This is a genomic window from Glutamicibacter sp. TV12E (genome assembly GCF_052441935.1).
In the GTDB taxonomy this organism is placed as follows: Bacteria; Actinomycetota; Actinomycetes; order Actinomycetales; family Micrococcaceae; genus Glutamicibacter.
The window spans coordinates 2767679-2785839 of the sequence record NZ_JBQVVF010000001.1; the positions used below are offsets into that span (position 1 = coordinate 2767679).

General features: G+C 56.4%; 12 protein-coding genes. 8 read left to right on the forward strand and 4 right to left on the reverse strand.

Going from position 1 to position 18161, the window contains the following annotated elements; genetic code table 11:
- The first annotated feature begins 73 nt into the window (after window positions 1–73).
- The 4 genes from ACT7DV_RS13000 (at window position 74) to ACT7DV_RS13015 (ending at window position 4920) form a co-directional block, all read left to right on the forward strand.
- Window positions 74–1018, forward strand: a complete 945-nt coding sequence (locus ACT7DV_RS13000) for a proteasome assembly chaperone family protein (protein ID WP_444663115.1) — start codon at window positions 74–76, stop codon at window positions 1016–1018.
- Window positions 1015–2277: an MFS transporter gene (locus ACT7DV_RS13005; protein WP_444663117.1), complete on the forward strand. Its 1263-nt coding sequence runs from the start codon at window positions 1015–1017 to the stop codon at window positions 2275–2277. Before ACT7DV_RS13000 ends, ACT7DV_RS13005 begins: the two co-directional genes overlap by 4 nt.
- A gap of 82 nt (window positions 2278–2359) precedes the next feature.
- Complete coding sequence (locus ACT7DV_RS13010; RefSeq protein ID WP_444663119.1) at window positions 2360–3463, forward strand: DUF4192 domain-containing protein; 1104 nt, start codon at window positions 2360–2362, stop codon at window positions 3461–3463.
- A 254-nt stretch (window positions 3464–3717) separates the two neighbouring features.
- Complete coding sequence (locus ACT7DV_RS13015; RefSeq protein WP_195181773.1) at window positions 3718–4920, forward strand: RNA polymerase sigma factor; 1203 nt, start codon at window positions 3718–3720, stop codon at window positions 4918–4920.
- A 126-nt stretch (window positions 4921–5046) separates the two neighbouring features.
- On the opposite strand, the gene ACT7DV_RS13020 is transcribed toward ACT7DV_RS13015, so the two are convergent.
- Window positions 5047–5271, reverse strand: a complete 225-nt coding sequence (locus tag ACT7DV_RS13020) for a DUF7455 domain-containing protein (protein ID WP_060701946.1) — start codon at window positions 5269–5271, stop codon at window positions 5047–5049.
- Window positions 5272–5492: 221 nt separating this feature from the next.
- Here ACT7DV_RS13020 and ACT7DV_RS13025 point away from each other — a divergent pair, with 221 nt between their 5' ends.
- Window positions 5493–7601, forward strand: coding sequence for a DNA gyrase/topoisomerase IV subunit B (locus tag ACT7DV_RS13025; RefSeq protein WP_444663122.1), 2109 nt, complete (start codon window positions 5493–5495; stop codon window positions 7599–7601).
- 87 nt (window positions 7602–7688) lie between these two features.
- On the opposite strand, the gene ACT7DV_RS13030 is transcribed toward ACT7DV_RS13025, so the two are convergent.
- Together ACT7DV_RS13030 and ACT7DV_RS13035 are read right to left on the reverse strand one after the other, a co-directional pair.
- Window positions 7689–8651 carry a M56 family metallopeptidase gene (locus ACT7DV_RS13030; RefSeq protein WP_444663124.1) on the reverse strand — a complete coding sequence of 321 codons (963 nt, stop codon included), beginning with the start codon at window positions 8649–8651 and terminating at the stop codon, window positions 7689–7691.
- Between the two features lie 23 nt (window positions 8652–8674).
- Entirely contained in the window at window positions 8675–9046 is a 372-nt protein-coding gene (locus ACT7DV_RS13035) for a BlaI/MecI/CopY family transcriptional regulator (protein WP_146275372.1), read from the reverse strand.
- Between the two features lie 383 nt (window positions 9047–9429).
- Between ACT7DV_RS13035 and ACT7DV_RS13040 the strand changes: the two genes are divergently transcribed.
- The 3 genes from ACT7DV_RS13040 to cydC are packed head-to-tail and all read left to right on the forward strand — an operon-like array spanning window position 9430 to window position 15420.
- On the forward strand, window positions 9430–11031 hold the full coding sequence (locus tag ACT7DV_RS13040) for a cytochrome ubiquinol oxidase subunit I (RefSeq protein WP_444663126.1): 1602 nt from the start codon (window positions 9430–9432) through the stop codon (window positions 11029–11031).
- Window positions 11032–11054: 23 nt separating this feature from the next.
- Entirely contained in the window at window positions 11055–12080 is a 1026-nt protein-coding gene (cydB, locus tag ACT7DV_RS13045) for a cytochrome d ubiquinol oxidase subunit II (RefSeq protein ID WP_444663128.1), read from the forward strand.
- Window positions 12081–12105: 25 nt separating this feature from the next.
- The gene (gene cydC / locus ACT7DV_RS13050) at window positions 12106–15420 is read left to right on the forward strand and encodes a thiol reductant ABC exporter subunit CydC (protein WP_444663130.1); all 3315 of its coding nucleotides are present in this window, start codon (window positions 12106–12108) and stop codon (window positions 15418–15420) included.
- A gap of 70 nt (window positions 15421–15490) precedes the next feature.
- Here cydC and ACT7DV_RS13055 read toward each other — a convergent pair whose 3' ends face one another.
- A complete protein-coding gene (locus ACT7DV_RS13055) occupies window positions 15491–18115 on the reverse strand; it encodes a DNA gyrase/topoisomerase IV subunit A (protein ID WP_444663132.1) in 2625 nt (874 codons plus the stop codon).
- Window positions 18116–18161 lie beyond the last annotated feature (46 nt).

The following is an 18161-nucleotide window of genomic DNA, read 5'->3' on the forward strand; positions in this document are numbered from 1 at the left end:
GTCTAGTGGTGCTGAACTCGGGTTTTAGGGAGTTCGGCATCGAATCGAGGAGAAAATGTCCAAGGAATCGTTGATGACGATGGTCGCAAACGACTTGGATGATTCACGCCTCCAAGGACTTGGCATGTACATCCTGCTCAAGAGCATGAGCGACGCCGGGCAGACGCATTCCCAAGTGACAAATGAACTTTTCGGACGCCTCGACTCCAAGCTTTTTGCCACCTTTGACGCCGATGAATTGGTTGCCTACACCTCTCAGCGACCTCGGCTGACTTTCCTCGGCGACCACTTTGCCGGATACCAAGCACCTCGCATCGAAATCTACTTGATGACCGATGAGATGGACCGCAACTTCTGGTTCTTAACCGGAGTGGAACCTGACCTCAAATGGGAGCGGGTTATCGCCGAACTCCTGGGCTTCATCGAAGCGTTCAATGTCTCTCTCGTTGTTGGATCAGCATCGCTTCCAATGCCAGTTCCGCACACTCGGCCTGTGGGCGTGACCGCGCACGGAAACCGCAAGGATCTGATTGAGAACATTTCCACTTGGAGCCCCACGGTGGAGTCGCCAGCCGGGATCACATCCCTGTTGGAGATCCGGATGACTGAAATTGGCAGAGATATCATAGGCTACTCACTTCATACGCCTCACTACCTTGCTGAATCCGAATATCCGGCAGTTGCCGTGGCAACTCTGGAATATGTTGGAGCAGCACTGAAACTCGCACTTCCAACGGACAAGCTTCGTGAAGCTGGCCGCCTGGTCGATCAGCAGCTGGCTGAGCAGCTCGAGGCAAATAATGACGTGCGCCAGATGGTCGACGGATTTGAAGAACGCTTTGATGCGCATGTTCAGGAACATGAGCCCCGTTCACTGTTGCTTGACGAAGACAAACAAATGCCGGACGCAGAAGAACTGGGAGCCAGCGCCGAGCACTTCCTGGCGGCCATCGAAAATACCGATGATTGGTTAAGAAACGGACAAGACGATTCGTCGTCAGGTGATCAAGACCAGTGAGCCAATCGCATTTGAATTCGACCAAAGCATGGTTGGTTTATGGCTTTGCCGTCGTTGCCTACATATCTGCAATATCCCAGCGCACTAGTTTCGGCGTGGCAGGCATTGAAGCAACAGAACGCTTTCACGCCAGTGCTCAAATTCTCGCGACCTTCTCCGTCGTCCAGCTAGTCGTTTATGCGGGCGCGCAAGTGCCAGTCGGATTGCTTCTGGACAAATTCGGCCCAAGGATCCTGATCACCTGCGGTGCGTTGCTGATGGCTGCCGGGCAAGCTTTCCTTGCCATCTCAGTGAACGTCCCTATGGGATTGATCGGCCGCGTGATGGTAGGCATGGGCGACGCGATGGTCTTCGTTTCAGTCCTCAAGCTCCTGCCGCTATGGTTCTCTGGATCGAAAATTCCGGTCCTCACCCAGCTCACCGGTACATTTGGCCAGCTCGGCCAGCTGATCAGCATTTTCCCGTTCCACATGATGTTGCTGAACGCCGGATGGTCTACCTCTTTCTCGGTCATGTCGGGTTTTGCTTTCGCAACATTTATTACCACGATCGCCTTCGTGCGCAACGGCAACGGCTGGGCTGGTCCTTCACACGGAACACACTCGTCCAGGTCGCGCATTGCGCAAGCGCTCAAGCAGCCTGGCACCCGGCTTGGTTTCTGGACGCACTTCACCACCGCGTTCATGATTAACACGTTCATGATGACTTGGGGATACCCCTTCCTTGTTGAGGGCCAAGGCCTGGATAGCACGCTAGCGTCGGGAATGATGTCGATCTTCGTTGTCGTAGCTGTTGTGCTAGGGCCTGTACTTGGCGCCCTTACCGCGCGACGTGCCGAACACCGTTCGAACTATGCTCTGGGCATCATTGGATTGATGCTCGCAATGTGGGCAGTGGTCCTGTTCTGGCCAGGGCAGGCTCCGCTCTGGGTGCTCATCGTATTGATGATCAGCGTGGCAGCAGGCGGTCCCGCATCGGTTATCGGATTTGATTTCGCCCGAACTTTTAATCCCCCACGTGTATTGGGAACGGCAACCGGGCTAGTGAACACCGGCGGTTTCATTGGCGCATTCATCACTATCTATGTCATTGGATTCATCCTCGACATGCTGAACAAAGCCAATGGTTCTTCTGGTGAGCTGTACAACCTGGGGTCGTTCAGAATTGCGCTGTCGTTCCAGTTCGTCATGGCAGCGCTGGGCATAACCTTCATGCTGATCGAACGCCGGAAGGCGCGGCGCTACCTGGCGGAGCAGTAGAACCTGTTTCAGGGCTTCGAAGTTCTCCACAAGTAGTGGTGAGAGCAGCACCTGATGATTCATGCTCGTGCACCGTGGATGCATGACAACTACTCCAGAACGCCAGCCAATTTCACTGTCCAGCTACAAGGACATCTTGGCCTATGTGCCGCATGCTTTGGGATTTCATCCACGCAATTCAGCGGTATTACTGCTAATCGACGACGATCGTCTCGAAGCGACTCTCCGGGTCGATCTACCGCCTACGGAACATGCGCCCGATCTTGAAATCTGGATCGGCCAGGTATGCCGTTTGCTGCACCGTATTCCGAACATCGATGATATCGCTGTAGTCATCTATGTTTCAGGCAATGCCGGTGGCTCGCAGGTTGTGCCGTTTTCGAGTCTACTTACCAAACTTGAGACCGCTCTGACGCATCAATCGATTCGTTTGCGACATGCTTGGTGTCGGCAGGATTCCAGAATCTGGACCTACGGCACCGAGGACGGGCCAGATGTGCAAGATGTGCCGGCGCTCGATACAAATGAAACTAATCTGTCCATGGTCCTGGCGGGCTCGGCGCCATTGGACCAGCCATGGGATGGCAGTGGCGTACCGGAATGGTCGAACGCTGACGACGTGCTCCAATTGGTGGGTAACCAAGACGCCAACATCATGGTGTCTCTCGATGCGTGGCACGAATCATTGTCACAGCCCGCCGCCATATCAACAGCCGAGCTTCATTCAGATCCGCAGCGGGCGGCCATCCACGTGGGATCGTTGCAAACAAAATTAGTCAGGGACCTGTTGCCGTTTTTGGCGGGTGAGGGTTTGGAAAGCGCGCTGGACATTATTTTCGGGATTTCAGTCGACGAACGAGAAGGCGCGGTCGCCCCGTTGGCCGATTACCTATTGGGCCGCGGATGGTACGCGCCAGATTGGGAACGAGTTGACCGGTTGTGGGAACTGTCGCGTGATCTATTGGGTGTAGCCCAAGATGAACCACGACAGGCGCTGCTGTGCATATTGGCCTGGATTGAATGGGCGCGAGGTCGCGGTTCGATGGCGCTGGTGCTATTGGAACAAGCAGTGCTGGAAAACGAAAAGTATGAACTAGCCATGCTTCTCCAAAAGCTTATGGAACACGGAGTGATGCCCTCATGGGCAACGGATCAACTGCGGGCGTGGCGCGCGAACTTTTCCTGAAACTCAGCCCTTGGGGTGTCTCAAGTGGTGTCTGGGTGGTAATTCATGGATAATGAGATAACAGACCCGGTTAGGTTCGAATTGCCTTCGCCTGAAATCTATGGATTTTGGGAACATAAGGCGGGCTTGAAGCGTTGATAACAATGTGCCAGCCCTGCGGCGTTTAGTCAGTGATTAAACGTCATCGGACTTGACAGGGTCATAGTGGTGTTACCGGCAGGTGCATCCGGAACGCATCGTTAGAAAGGTTATTCGTGTCATCTTCTGAGACGAACGCTAATCGTCAAGCAACTGAAGCCGAGGTCAACGAGGCTGAAGCATCGGCAGAAACTCCTGCGGCGAAGAAGCGTGCTACCAAGGCCAAGCCTCGGACCAAAAAGGTAGCTGCAGACACTGCAGCACAGGACGAATCAACCGCAGCGGTGGCAGAAGGCGACGAGGAAGCCGAGGCTGGAGCCGATTCCAAGCCTGAAGACGATTCCAAGGGCTTCACGCTTTCCACCGGAGATGACGATGCCCCGCAGCAGCAGGTCATGGTTGCCGGCGCAACCGCTGACCCCGTCAAGGACTACCTGAAGCAGATCGGTAAGGTCGCCCTGCTGAATGCAGAGCAGGAAGTCGACTTGGCACTGCGCATCGAAGCTGGCCTGTTTGCAGCAGATAAGCTGGAAAAAGACGACGGCTCCATGGATCAGCGTTTGCGCTGGGACTACGAGCAGATCATTCACGACGGCAAGATCGCCAAGAACCACTTGCTCGAAGCCAACCTCCGCTTGGTTGTATCGCTGGCAAAGCGCTATACCGGCCGCGGCATGCTCTTCCTGGACCTGATCCAGGAAGGCAACCTGGGCCTAATCCGCGCGGTTGAAAAATTCGATTACACCAAGGGCTTCAAGTTCTCGACGTACGCAACTTGGTGGATCCGCCAGGCAATTACCCGTGCAATGGCTGACCAGGCTCGCACCATCCGTATTCCGGTTCACATGGTGGAAGTCATTAACAAGCTGGCTCGCGTACAGCGCCAGATGTTGCAGGATCTTGGTCGTGAACCAACTCCTGAAGAGCTGGCCAAAGAACTGGACATGACCCCTGAAAAGGTTGTTGAAGTTCAGAAGTACGGTCGCGAGCCTATTTCCCTGCACACTCCACTGGGTGAAGATGGCGACTCTGAATTCGGTGACCTCATTGAAGACTCCGAAGCTGTCGTTCCCGCTGACGCAGTCTCGTTCACGCTGTTGCAGGAGCAGCTTCACTCCGTTCTGGATACGCTCTCAGAGCGTGAGGCGGGCGTTGTTGCAATGCGCTTCGGCTTGACCGATGGCCAGCCTAAGACTTTAGACGAAATTGGCAAGGTCTATGGCGTTACGCGTGAGCGTATCCGCCAGATCGAATCCAAGACCATGTCCAAGCTTCGCCATCCGTCGCGCTCCCAGGTGCTGCGCGACTACCTCGACTAAGCCAACATGATCATATGGCCAGCGGAACAGACTGTTCCGCTGGCCATATTTTTTATTCGCCGTTTAAAAAGAACTGGTGGCTCAACGCTTGTTGGGCCACCAGTTTGCAATTAGTCTCGAACGGAATCAGTCGTTAGCTTCGACCTTCGGCTTTTCGTAGAGTCGCGAAGATTCGTCCTGCCAAACTGAGGACTGCGGGCGCAGCTTTGGTTCCACATCGCGGGCGTGGTGAGCGCAAAACAGCAGTTCACCGCCGGTTGAAGCCAGCACGGCTCGCACATAGGCCTGTGCGCCGCAACGGTCGCACCGGTCGAGTGCGTTCAATTCACGACTAGCGGTCGTAGTAGTCATTGCCAGCCTCCTAAAGTTGATGGTTACTCAATAGAACCAGTTCGAGCCCTGACTTTATCCCGAAAACTGGTGTCTTTCGCTCACCGCGTAGTAGATGTGGATAAGGTCATAGCTATCGAAAGCACGCGAAGACAGCGGAAAATGGCGGATATTCGAACACATTAACGATTAGAATAGGACTCACGACGTCCTTTCTTATGTAGGTAGGAGACAAAGGCCCAGTGGCTTCATCCGAGAATTACAACGCTCGACACCTTTCAGTCCTTGAAGGATTGGAAGCGGTCCGCAAACGTCCCGGCATGTACATCGGATCCACGGACTCGCGAGGCTTGATGCATTGCCTCTGGGAAATCATCGATAACTCGGTTGACGAAGCATTGGGCGGTTTCGGCCAGGCGATTGGCGTAGTCCTGCATGCCGATGGCTCCGTTGAAGTCCGAGATGATGGCCGCGGTATCCCCGTGGATATCGAACCTAAAACTGGACTGAGCGGCCTGGAAGTCGTATTCACCAAGCTTCACGCTGGTGGAAAATTTGGTGGCGGATCGTATAGCGCCTCCGGAGGTCTTCACGGCGTCGGTGCTTCGGTCGTTAACGCACTTTCTGCACGTCTAGATGTGGAAGTGGACCGCGGTGGTAAAACGTACGGCATGCAGTTCCGTCGTGGCGAGCCAGGAAAATTTGCCGACAAGGGACGGAAGAAGGCTGAAGCAGCATTCACTCCCTACGAGGCGGCAACGTCCCCAGAAGTCATTGGTAAAGCTAAGCGCGGAGTAACCGGTACACGCATTCGGTACTGGGCAGATAATCATATCTTCACCCCCGATGCGAAGTTCTCGTACAAGGATTTGCAAGACCGGGCGCGACAGACCTCGTTCTTGGTTCCCGGCCTGCGCATCACGCTTCGTGACGAACGGGGCCTACCGGATACACCCGGTGCTGATGGGCCGCATGAAGAGATTTTCCAGCACGACGGCGGCATCAGCGAGTTTGCGGAATATCTCAGCAGCGACTCGCCAGTAACTGATATTTGGCGCTTTCAGGGAAGCGGCTCTTTCCATGAGAAGGTTCCTGTCATTGACGACAAGGGTCGCAGCCACATCGAAGACGTACAGCGCGTGTGCGAGGTCGACGTCGCGCTACGGTGGGGGATCGGCTATGACACTTCGCTCCGCAGTTTTGTCAACATTATCGCCACCCCCAAGGGCGGTACGCATAGCGCCGGATTCGAGCAGGCGCTGCTCAAGTCATTCCGCAAAAACGTCGAGGCAAATGCCCGAAAGCTCAAGTTCGGGCAGAAAGACAAGCTAGAAAAGGACGATGTTCTAGCCGGGTTGACTGCAGTTCTTACGGTCCGCCTCGCCGAGCCGCAGTTCGAGGGGCAGACGAAAGAAATTCTGGGCACCCCGCAGGTACGCCAGATCGTCTCCAAAGTAGTCGAGAAGGCGCTTAACGATCGGCTGGGCTCCAGCAAGCGTGCGGAAAAGGCTGAGGCATCCACTTTGTTGGAAAAGGTGGTTAACGAGATGAAATCTCGTGTCTCCGCCCGGATGCACAAGGAAACTCAGCGACGGAAAACTGCTTTGGAATCCTCAACGCTTCCCACAAAATTGTTGGACTGCCGAAGCAAGGAAGTCGGCAAGTCTGAACTGTTCATCGTCGAAGGCGACAGCGCCCTGGGCACGGCACGCCTAGCTCGTTCCAGCGAGTACCAGGCGTTGTTGCCCATTCGAGGCAAGATCCTGAATGTTCAGAAGGCTTCCATCTCGGATATGCTTTCCAACGCGGAATGCGCCGCGATGATTCAGGTCATCGGTGCCGGCTCGGGCCGAAGCTTCGATATCGAGCAGGCCCGGTATGGAAAAATTATTCTCATGACCGATGCCGATGTGGACGGTGCACACATCCGCACGCTGTTGCTCACGCTCTTCTACCGCTACATGCGACCGATGATCGAGCACGGGCGAGTCTATGCTGCTGTGCCGCCTTTGCATCGCATCGAAGTGGTCAATCCCGGATCGAAACAAAATGAAGTGGTTTACACCTATTCAGAAGCAGAGATGAACAAGCTGCTTGGTCAGTTGGAGAAGGACGGCAAGCGATACAAGGAGCCGATTCAGCGCTACAAGGGCCTTGGCGAAATGGATGCCGATCAGCTGGCAGAGACCACCATGGACCAGCGTCATCGAATGCTGCGCCGAGTGGGTATCGAACACGCTCAAGCTGCTGAAGAAGTCTTCGATTTGCTTATGGGATCTGACGTTGCGCCGCGCAAGAAATTTATTATTGACGGTGCGGACGATCTGGAACGCGAACGAATCGACGTCTAGGCATTACAAGGTGAAGTCGCTGGCTTGGGCAATTCTGCTTAAGCCAGCGACTTCATGCATTAACGCGAAAACGACAAGGCTGCTTCATCACGCAAGCAGCCGCGGCGCCACAAGCAGGACGGTCGGGCAAACCAGCAAGAGAATCGTGCAGGCCAATACGAGATAGCGTGATGCCCGACCTAGCGGAGCAACCGGAGTCAGCAGGCGTTGCAAGCGTCGTGACGAAACTTCCCCGCCGGGCATGCCCACCAATTCTGCGTTCGATGCGTTCCGTTGGGCGGATACTCCATCAGCGTCTACTGCGGCAGCGGCCACCGCAATGATGGCCTTCAATAGGGTTTGGCGGTTTACCCTTTCCAGGGCTTTATCATCGGCCAGCATTTCAATTAGCTGGCGCACGGCCTCCAGCGAGAGCTTAGACGTTGGCAACCACGGCAGAGCTTCGTTCCACGCTGTGAACGCCAGAATTAGCAAGTCATGCCGTTGATCCAGATGCGAGCGCTCGTGGGAGATGACTGCTTGTTGTTCTTCGGCAGTGAGTTGTGTGATCAGTCCACGGGAGAGAACAGTCACCGATTGCGAGATGCCCGGAACACAGTAGGCTACTGGCATATCGTGATCAATGACCAGTGTATTGGGGCGAGTTTCCGACGGGTTGCTGAGCAATCGCAGGAGGTGCCGGTGTTTAGCCCGCTGCCTAGAAGTTCTCCAGGCAGCGCGAATCAGGGTCAACACCAAATGAAACCCGAATAGAAGCGCCGTGCTCAGCGCAAAAAGATGGACGACACCGGGGTAGCGTACGGTCGGATCACCTGTGAGAAGCCGCCAGCTGCCGTGTATAGCCGAGATGAGATCATCGCCCAATGGCGTCAGCCCCCAGACCAGCATCGAGCCGATCATGGACAGGCCACCGCCCAAAGCGATGGCTTGCCATAGGAGTACGGCCTGGACAGGCGCGCGAGTGGTCCATTTAGCCTTTGATAAGGCCAACGGCGTCGGCCAGGCTAATGCAATGGCCAACGCCGCTAGGAAATATGAGGTGAGAAGCACTCAGTCCCCGAAGTGTGAATAAATTATGCGGACTTTACTGAGTCCAAGATAGCACGCAATGAAGCTGCCTCATCTGCGGAGATTCCACCGATGAATCGGGCAAGAACTGCTTCGCGATCCTGGGCTGTGCCCAGTGCTTCGTTAAGAAGGCCAACGGTGTGGTCTTCTCGGGAGGATGAAGCAGCGTAGCGGTGTGGGCGGCTAGAGCGCTCGCGCTCAACCAAGCCCTTCTTTTCGAGGCGCGCAAGCACAGTGAGCACCGTTGTAACTGCGAGTTCTTTCGCATCGGTGCCAAGCGCCGCGAGCTCATCGCGAAGGTCGTTCGCGGTGAGCGGTTCTGTGGAATCCCACAGCAAATCCATGACGGAACGTTCTAGATCGCCAAGGCTGGCCACTAGGTCTTACCTCACTTGCATTAGTACTTTCGCCGCACGCCCGGGGACTTGTCCTGGGCGCACTGCTTGAAACACCTATTGTAGCGATTTTTGTCCGAGATTTCTACAACACGTAAAAGAGTGGCGGATTCGGGTTTCAGCTTGCCGTCGCCGGGCCAATGGCCGGCTTCTTCCCGCAGTGCGAACGGATGCCGAGCCCGAAAGGGCCCTTCGGATTGGCGCTCGCTTTCTTCCGGTGGGACCGGGGCTTAGCGATGTGGCTGGGATCAACGTCCTGCGACTTCTACAGGCTGTCGAAATGGTCTATGGTGATACTTGAGGGCATTTCTACGGAACGTAGAAAAGTCTTGGAAGATCCCAACACGCAATAAATTGAGGATTCAATGGATGCATTAGAAATTGCCCGCTGGCAGTTTGGCATAACCACGGTTTACCACTTCCTGATGGTTCCGCTGACCATTGGGCTGGGACTAACAGTCGCCGTCTTGCAAACCATTTGGCATCGCACCGGTAACGAACACTGGCTGCGGATGACAAAATTCTGGGGCAAGTTGTTTCTGATCAACTTCATCATGGGCGTGGCCACCGGAATCGTGCAGGAATTCCAGTTCGGGATGGCATGGAGCGAATACAGCCGCTACGTCGGCGACGTATTCGGTGCGCCACTGGCCATGGAGGCGCTCCTCGCATTCTTCGTAGAATCCACCTTCCTCGGACTCTGGATTTTTGGCTGGAAAAAATTGCCGAAGCGCCTGCATCTGGCGACTATCTGGTGCGCGTCGCTGGCTACCATGCTCTCGGCGTATTTCATTCTCGTCGCGAATTCGTGGATGCAACATCCGGTCGGCACCCAGATTGTCGATGGTCGCGCCGTAATGACCGATGCCTGGGCAGTATTCACCAACAACACAGCGCTGGTCACCTTCCCGCACACACTTTTCGGGGCCTTCGCCGTCGCGGGCGGATTCCTGCTCGGTATCTCCTGGTTCCACCTTTACCGTCGTCGCAAATCTGGAATCGACACAGTTGATGCAAACGGCCGGGTGATCATTGGCGAGGATCTGAGTCGAGGGAAGAACCGCGACAAGACCGACTACCATGTGTGGATCAAATCCCTGCGCATCGGTGCAAGCGTTGCTGTGGTCGCATTCCTCGGCGTCGCGTTGACCGGGCATGAACAGGCCAAGCTCATGTTCGAGCAGCAACCGATGAAAATGGCCTCTGCCGAAGCCGCATGCCACGACGGGACGGGTTTCTCGGTCCTGTCACTGGGCGATATCACTGCTCATGGCTCAACCGACTGCGACGATGTCGTGGCAGTATTTGAAATCCCGGGGATTCTTTCCTTCCTTGCCAACGGAGATTTCACCACCGAAATTAAAGGCGTCAATTCACTGATTCCGGAATACCAGGAAAAATACGGAAAGTACTACCCCGAGGACGAATCCTTCGGCCAGTACGCAGGGCAAGAAATCGACTACTTGCCAGTCATGGAAGTTACCTACTGGGGTTTCCGCTTGATGATCACCTTCGGCGGGCTCTCCGCAGTTGCTGCCGCTATCGCATTATGGATCACGCGCAAGGGAACCGTTCCAGATAATAAATGGATCTCCCGACTCGCGGTATTGGGAATTGCGGCTCCCTTCGGAGCCAACGCCACTGGGTGGATCTTCACCGAAATGGGCCGTCAGCCATTCACCGTGGCACCCAACCCTCAAATGGGAGGGGTTGACCAGGTCTTCATGTACACGGCGGCCTCTGTCTCGCCCACGGTAAGCGCTGGAGAACTTTTGTTCTCGCTGATCTCCCTGACTTCGATCTACGCAGTCCTGCTCGTTGTGGAACTGGTGCTTTTGACCCGTTATATCCGCGGTGGAGTAGCTTCTGCCATGACGGAACTCTCATCAGCAGAAAAGCACGATGATACCGGCGCAAAACCACACGATGACAATGACGACGATGACGTCTTGGCATTCGCCTACTAGCCTCACGGACGAAGGAGAAAACCATGGAATGGCTACCAACACTCTGGTTCATTGTCATTGCGATACTTTGGTGTGGCTACCTCTTTCTTGAGGGCTTCGACCTCGGCGTAGGCATGCTTATCGGCCTCGGGAAGAGCACCGAAAAAAGAAAGCGTTTGCTGCTCAATACCATCGGCCCGGTATGGGACGGCAACGAAGTATGGCTGCTTACTGCCGGCGGTGCCACCTTCGCCGCCTTCCCGCATTGGTACGCTTCGCTCTTCTCTGCGCTCTATATTCCGCTCACCATAGTGCTGATCGCCTTGATCTTCCGTGCGGTTGCAATCGAATATCGAGGCAAGGCAATCACTGCGCTGACCCGCAAGGCATGGGATTTCGCATTGGGCCTGGGATCCCTAGTTGCAGCATTTGGCGTCGGCGCTATGCTCGCGTCCACCACGTTGGGCCTGCCGCTGAATGAAAATGGGGACCGCATCGGCGGCGCTTTCGCCTGGCTCACGTGGCATGCGGTGCTCGGTGGAGTCGCCGTGGTGGCGTTCTGCTGGATTCATGCACTGGCTTTCCTGCGGTTGAAAACCGATGGACCAGTACGGGAGGAAGCCGGAAAGCTCGTGGGACGCTGGCTGCCGGTAGCTGCACTTCCAATGCTGCTTTGGGCTGTCTGGGTGCTCTCCAACAACAATTCAACACTCGCCTGGGTGTGCCTAGCGCTGTCAGTTGTGGCGCTGATCGCCGCAGGTGTCATGGGCCGGTCTGGAAAAGAAGGAAAGTCCTTCATCGCGCTCGGAGTCATGCTCCTGGCAGCAGTTGCAGCGATATTTGCCGCGGCCTATCCAGTGGTACTGCCTTCAACGCTGGACTCGGCGTTTGATCTAACCGTTGACAACGCATCCAGCACTCCCTACACGCTCAAGCTGATGAGCATCGTGGCAGCTTTTGGCGTGCCATTGGTTTTGGCCTATCAGGCGTGGAGTTACTGGGTATTCCGCAAACGGCTACGTGAGGAACATATTCCTGAAACTCACCACGTGATTTCAATCGTTAAATAATTGAACCGGACCTGAAAGTCGAGCTATGCCAGCCCCAAGATTCCTTCCAAAAGAACTGATTTCGCCACGCCAATTCGCCGTGTTGACGTGTTTTTCAGTGTTCAAGGTATTGGGGCTGGTGCTTGTCGCGTACTCGTTGGGAACGTGGATTGCCACCATGGCCTCCGGCGCAGAGAGCGATCCCCGGTTATTGATCGTTGCAAGTGCTGGTGCCATACTGCGTGCACTCGCCGCGTGGGGATTAAACGCGGGCGCGAGGCGTATGGGGATGGGAGCCAAGGAACGGATGCGGATGCAGCTGCTGAGGACCGAGGCCTCGCACCCTGTGATTGTTCCGGCAACGCAAAACTCAATCCCTGTGGTAGCCACACTGGCCAGCCATGGAATTGAGAAGCTGGACGATTACTTCACAAAGTTCATTCCAGCTCTCATTGGTGCTGCTGCTGTTCCGCTTTTGCTCGGCATCTACATTCTGCGACTCGACTGGATCAGCGCGGTGATCCTGCTGCTGACGATTCCCTTAATTCCGTTGTTCATGGCACTCATTGGAATGCATACGCAAGACACGCTCAAAGAATCGCAATCATCCCTCGACAGGTTGGCGAGCCAGCTCTATGAACTAGCCCAAGGGCTACCTGCGCTCCTAGGCCTGGGCCGGGCACGTCAACAAGGCAACGCCATCGCGCAGGTCGGCGAGAAGTACCGTATTGCCACCATGGCCAACCTCCGGACCGTGTTCATGTCCAGCTTCTGGCTGGAACTTATTTCAACGCTCTCGGTAGCAGTGCTAGCGGTTTTCATCGGCGTGAGACTCGTCAACGGCTCGATGGAACTGTCCGCAGGATTGACCATCCTGATTCTGGCGCCGGAGCTTTTCTCGGCCCTTCGTGAAGTCGGGTCTGCCTATCACGCGGCCGACGACGGCCTGGCAGCCTATCAGCGGTACCAGAATATGACTGCAGCTGCTCCAAGCACTGCCACTATCGGTGCCTCGCCAGCGCGGGCATCGAAGGTTCTGGAAATTGAGAATCTCAGTGTGCGATACGAAGGCAACGAACCAATATGCAAAAACCTGAACCTCAGCCTGGGCGCGGGGGAGCGGAAGATCCTCGCTACGTCGAGCGGTACGGGAAAGACAACTCTGATCACGCTGATCGTGGAAGCAAGCTGCAGCGACAATGCTTTTGATCCAGAACTGGTTCAGGGCACCATTCGAACTTCGGGTTCCATAGCTTTGATCAATCAGCATCCGCGTTTTGATGCGGAGACCGGGGATGAGCAACTAGCTCAAGACATTCACATACCTAGGCCCGAACTTGTCAGTGAGCTGGCAGAACGCCTGTCGATGGATCACATGCTTGGGCGCAAAATCGCCGAATACTCGCCCGGCGAACTACGCCGATTAGAAGTACTGCGGGCCGTGGCACGTCTGCACAGCGACCCCCAATGCACCTTGCTCCTGGCTGATGAGCCAACGGCTCACCTTGATGATGATAACGCGTCGGTGGTACGCCAATTGCTCAGCGAAATCCCTGCACGCTGTGCAGTTCTCATTGCAAGCCATGATCCGTTGATCGACAACTCGCAGGGACGTGGAGCCAGTATCACGCCGAACCCGGCATGGTCGGGCCAGGAATCCGATCATCGGGCTAGCGGCGTTCAAGATGCAGTGGCCTCCGCGGCATTGGATCAGAGCCGACAGCGGTTTAACCCTCGACGAGAACTGCTCAGAGACTATAGCAGCGCGCCCAAAGCCGTGGCGTGGGGGACCATCAGTGTCTTGTGTGCCGTCGCCTTGGCGGCATTGAGCGGATGGCTGATTGTTGAAGCCAGCTATCAGCCACCGATCCTCCACTTGAGCGTCGCTTTTGTCATGGTCCGCGCCCTGGGAATCGGCAGAGCAGCTTTCCGCTACTTGGAACAGCTGGCCATTCACGATGCAGTCCTCGAATACGCCGGGAAGCTTCGCGAAAAAATTTGGAACGCCATGGTGGCCGACCCGGCCCGCTGGGGACTTTTTAGCCGGTCGTCTGTCGTATTGCGTTTCTTCCTGGCCGAAGTAGATGAACTGCGTGACCAGCTTGCGCGAGTGGTTTTCCCGCCACTCTCAGCCATTACCCTCTGGGGTGTCGCAACCGTAGCCTTGTTCCTCATCCAGCCGGAATTCGGATGGACAGCGGTCATCGCTGGCATTCTCCTGGCTTTCCCCGTTAGATGGCTGGTCCAGAGAATTGAAGGACAGCATCTGGTACGCCAAATGACCCATCGAATGGCTATGAACCAATCCATTCTGGGAATCTTGCGGCATAAATCAGCATTGCGTATTAACGGTTCCCTCAACGCGGCTCTCGTTTCAGTCGATAGCGCTGAACAGGAAAATACCAAGGACGCGCAACGCCACGCGCTTGGCCAGGGGAGTGCTCCCGCGCTCGCCGTATTGCTCAGCGTGCTGATGGCGATCGTGGTGGCCGCGGTTTCCCAAAGTTCGGCATCGTTGACTGCGTTGGCCGTGCTGCTGAGCCTGGCCTTGGGTGATAGCGCCACCAGCGCCTTGCTGGCGGTCCAGCAAGGGCAAGCCTTGAAACAATTGACCGGGCTTCTGGGGCAACACGGGCTATCCAACCAGGACCAGCAAAGCCGCGAAAACGATCACGCTGCCAGTTTCACCCCCGAGGTTGCAGGATTCGAGCTGGCCAAAGTCAGCCTGGGGTATGGCCATGGACCAAATGTGGTCGACACGCTGACCGCGACCATTCCGCAACGCCGATGGACCTCCATCGTTGGTCCTTCCGGTTCCGGGAAGTCCACTCTTATGACCGCATTGCTTGGTGCCTTGCCGGTGCGCGCTGGCACCTTGAGCCTCATTGACGAACACGGCATGCGCAGTCCGATTCACGGGGCCAAGCTGAACTCGGTGGCCTGGTGCCCACAGGAAGCCCACTTGTTTGATTCGTCGATACGCCGCAACCTGATGCTCGGCGTAGCCGAAGGGGAGCAACGCGAGGATGCGCAACTTGTCGAGGTGCTACAGCAAGTTGGATTGCACTCCTGGTATCAGCAACAAGCCGAGGGGCTAGAAACAAGGATTGGTTCTGGCGGACATCACCTTTCGGGCGGCCAGCGCTGCAAGATGGCCGTTGCCCGTGCCCTGCTTGGCGGACATCAAGTGGTTCTGCTCGATGAGCCCACAGCGCACTTGGGAGTAGACGAGGCCGCTGAACTGATGGATACGCTGCGCCGTGCACTGCAGGATCGCACGGTCGTGCTCATTACCCACGATGAGCGTTTGGCCGAACAGTGCCATGAACGCATCCAGCTGGAAGCCAAGGTTGCTGCTTGATCCATCTAGAAAGGTGCTGCAACAGATCTCGAACCTGTTGCAGCACCTTTTTCGTCTCGAACCCAGCTGCTTAGAGAATTACTCCACCGTCGTCAAAGGGCAAGGTATCTTCGCCAGGGTTGAACGCCGGGGCTGCCTTCGGATGCTCGTCTTGAACCGCGTTGCCGACTGGTGCATCGGCAGGTGAGTCCGGTGCCTGGGCAGCGGAGGATTCGGCAGCGCTCAAAGTACCGCCGAGGATGTTGACGGTCTGCGCAAGCGGTGCCCCGGATCCATCACGCTTTCCGAACTCTGTCGGCAAGGCCCGAACCACACCGGCACTTGAACTAGCTCGCGCTGGTCCCTGCCCGGCAAAGGCAAGCTGCAGGTGGTCTTCACCCTTGATGAAGCGGTGGGCGCGAACACCGGCCGTGGCACGCCCCTTGGCGGGGAATTCGGCAAACTCGGTGAGTTTCACCGACTGGCCAGAAGTTCCAGGCAAGGTTTGCGAACCCGCTGCGATGGTTGCCACTACGGCATTCTGTGCCGACGGGGGGACGACACCGAAGAAGATAACGTGGTCATCGGCGCTGAGCTTGATTCCGGCCATGCCGCGACCGGTGCGCCCCTGCGGGCGCACAGCAGCGGCGGGGAATCGCAGCAGTTGCGCACCGCGGGTGAGGAAGACCAATTCGTCGTCTTCTCCAGCTACCGCAGCGGCCACCACCGCATCGTCGTCCTTGAGCGTAATGGCCTCGAACTCGTCACGGTTCAACGGGTACTCCGGGGTCACTCGCTTCACGACGCCCTGGCGGGTACCGATTGCCAGGACCTCATTTAATGGAACGAGCGCGATGACCGTTTCATTCTTGGGAAGTTTCAGGAATTCGGCCACCGGAACACCCTGTGCCAGCTGCGGGAATCCGTGGGACTCAGGCAGCACGGGCACATCAATCAAGGAAATGCGCATGATCCTGCCGGTGCTGGTTAGTGCGCCGATTTCGCCACGGGCACTGGAGGCCACCTGGGAGATCAGCACATCGTGCTTAATCCTGGCTGAAGCGAAGTCCAGCTGGGCCCGATCGTGGGTGCGAGCGATCTGGCCGGTGGCTGAGAGCAGCGCCCAGCACGCGCTATCGGAAATCTCCATAGTCAGCTTGACCTGCTTGCCGCTGCCGACCGCTTCCGGCAAGGCGGTGCCCTTGAGCGGAGCGAGCTGCGCGGACTTGAGGAGTTTTGTCCGACGAGGCGTGCCGAAGGTCTCCGCCATGGCTTCCAACTCCTCGGAGACCACAGAACGCAGCAATTGATCGGATTCCAAGATGGCTCGCAGCTTCTCGATTTCCTCGCGCAGCTGCTCTGCTTCGGTTTCCAGCTCAAGCTTTGAATACTTGGTCAGCTGGCGCAGGCGCAGTTCCAGAATATGGTTTGCTTGTGGCTCGCTGAGGTCAAAGACCGTCATCAGCCTTTGGCGTGCTTCATTGGTCTGTTCCGAGGAGCGGATGATGGCGATGACGTCATCAATATCCACGATGGCGATGAGCAAGCCCTCGACCAGATGCAGGCGGTCTTCACGCTTGGCCAAACGGTAAACGGTGCGTCGGCGCACGACATCAAGCCGGTGGTCGACATAGACCGTGAGCAGTTCACGCAATCCCATGGTTCGCGGTTGCCCATTGACCAGGGCAACGTTATTGATGCCGAAGGAATCCTCCATGGGGGTGTACTTGAACAGGCTAGCCAGCACCGCATTGGCGTTGAAGCCATTCTTCAGCTCAATGACCAGCTTCAGCCCGTGGTGGCGATCAGTCAGATCAACAACATCAGAGATGCCGACAATCTTCTTGTTGTTGACGCCGTCCTTGATCTTCTCGATCACCTTTTCAGGCCCTACGCCGTACGGCAGCTCTGTGACCACCAGCGCCGACTTGCGTGCCGAGACTTTTTCCAGCGCTACCGTAGCCCGGGTGCGGAACAGGCCTCGCCCGGTGCGGTACGCATCTTTAACGCCGTCGAGGCCGATGATGCTACCGCCTGACGGCAAGTCAGGACCCGGGATGAACTTCATCAGTTCTTCGACCGTGGCTTCGGGCTCTATGAGCAGATGCCGAGCGGCCGCGATCACCTCGCCGAGGTTATGAGGTGCCATGTTCGTTGCCATGCCCACCGCGATGCCGGTGGTTCCGTTAACCAGGAGGTTGGGGAAAGCCGCCGGGAGCACCTCGGGCTGCATGAACTGGTTGTCGTAGTTCGGAATGAAGTTCACGACGTCTTCATCCAGGTTCGCCGTCATCGCCACAGCGGATGCGGCCAGTCGCGCCTCGGTATAACGTGGCGCCGCAGGTCCATCGTCGAGCGAGCCGAAGTTGCCGTGCCCATCAATGAGCGGCAGGCGCAGCGAAAAATCCTGGGCCAGTCGAACCATCGCATCATAGATGGCGGCGTCGCCATGCGGGTGCAGCTTTCCCATGACTTCGCCAACCACGCGGGCGGACTTGACGTGGCCCTTTTCGGGGCGCAGCCCCATTTGGGACATCTGAAAAAGAATTCGACGCTGTACTGGTTTCAGACCGTCACGGGCGTCGGGAAGGGCACGCGAATAGATGACGGAGTAGGCGTACTCCAAGAAGGAGGATTCCATTTCATTGGTGACGTCGATATCGACGATATTTTCAACGAAATCCTCTGGAATCTCTTCAGACTTCTTACGAGCCATTACTCTATTTGTCCTTCATCTGCTTTGGTGCGGCCGGGGCCGTCGA

Coding starts and splice junctions, on each gene's coding strand:
- cydC (WP_444663130.1), top strand. CDS start 12,106: ATGCCAGCCCCAAGATTCCTTCCAAAAGAACTGATTTCGCCACGCCAA.
- cydB (WP_444663128.1), top strand. CDS start 11,055: ATGGAATGGCTACCAACACTCTGGTTCATTGTCATTGCGATACTTTGG.
- ACT7DV_RS13020 (WP_060701946.1), bottom strand. CDS start 5,271: ATGACTACTACGACCGCTAGTCGTGAATTGAACGCACTCGACCGGTGC.
- ACT7DV_RS13010 (WP_444663119.1), top strand. CDS start 2,360: ATGACAACTACTCCAGAACGCCAGCCAATTTCACTGTCCAGCTACAAG.
- ACT7DV_RS13000 (WP_444663115.1), top strand. CDS start 74: ATGACGATGGTCGCAAACGACTTGGATGATTCACGCCTCCAAGGACTT.
- ACT7DV_RS13040 (WP_444663126.1), top strand. CDS start 9,430: ATGGATGCATTAGAAATTGCCCGCTGGCAGTTTGGCATAACCACGGTT.
- ACT7DV_RS13055 (WP_444663132.1), bottom strand. CDS start 18,115: ATGGCTCGTAAGAAGTCTGAAGAGATTCCAGAGGATTTCGTTGAAAAT.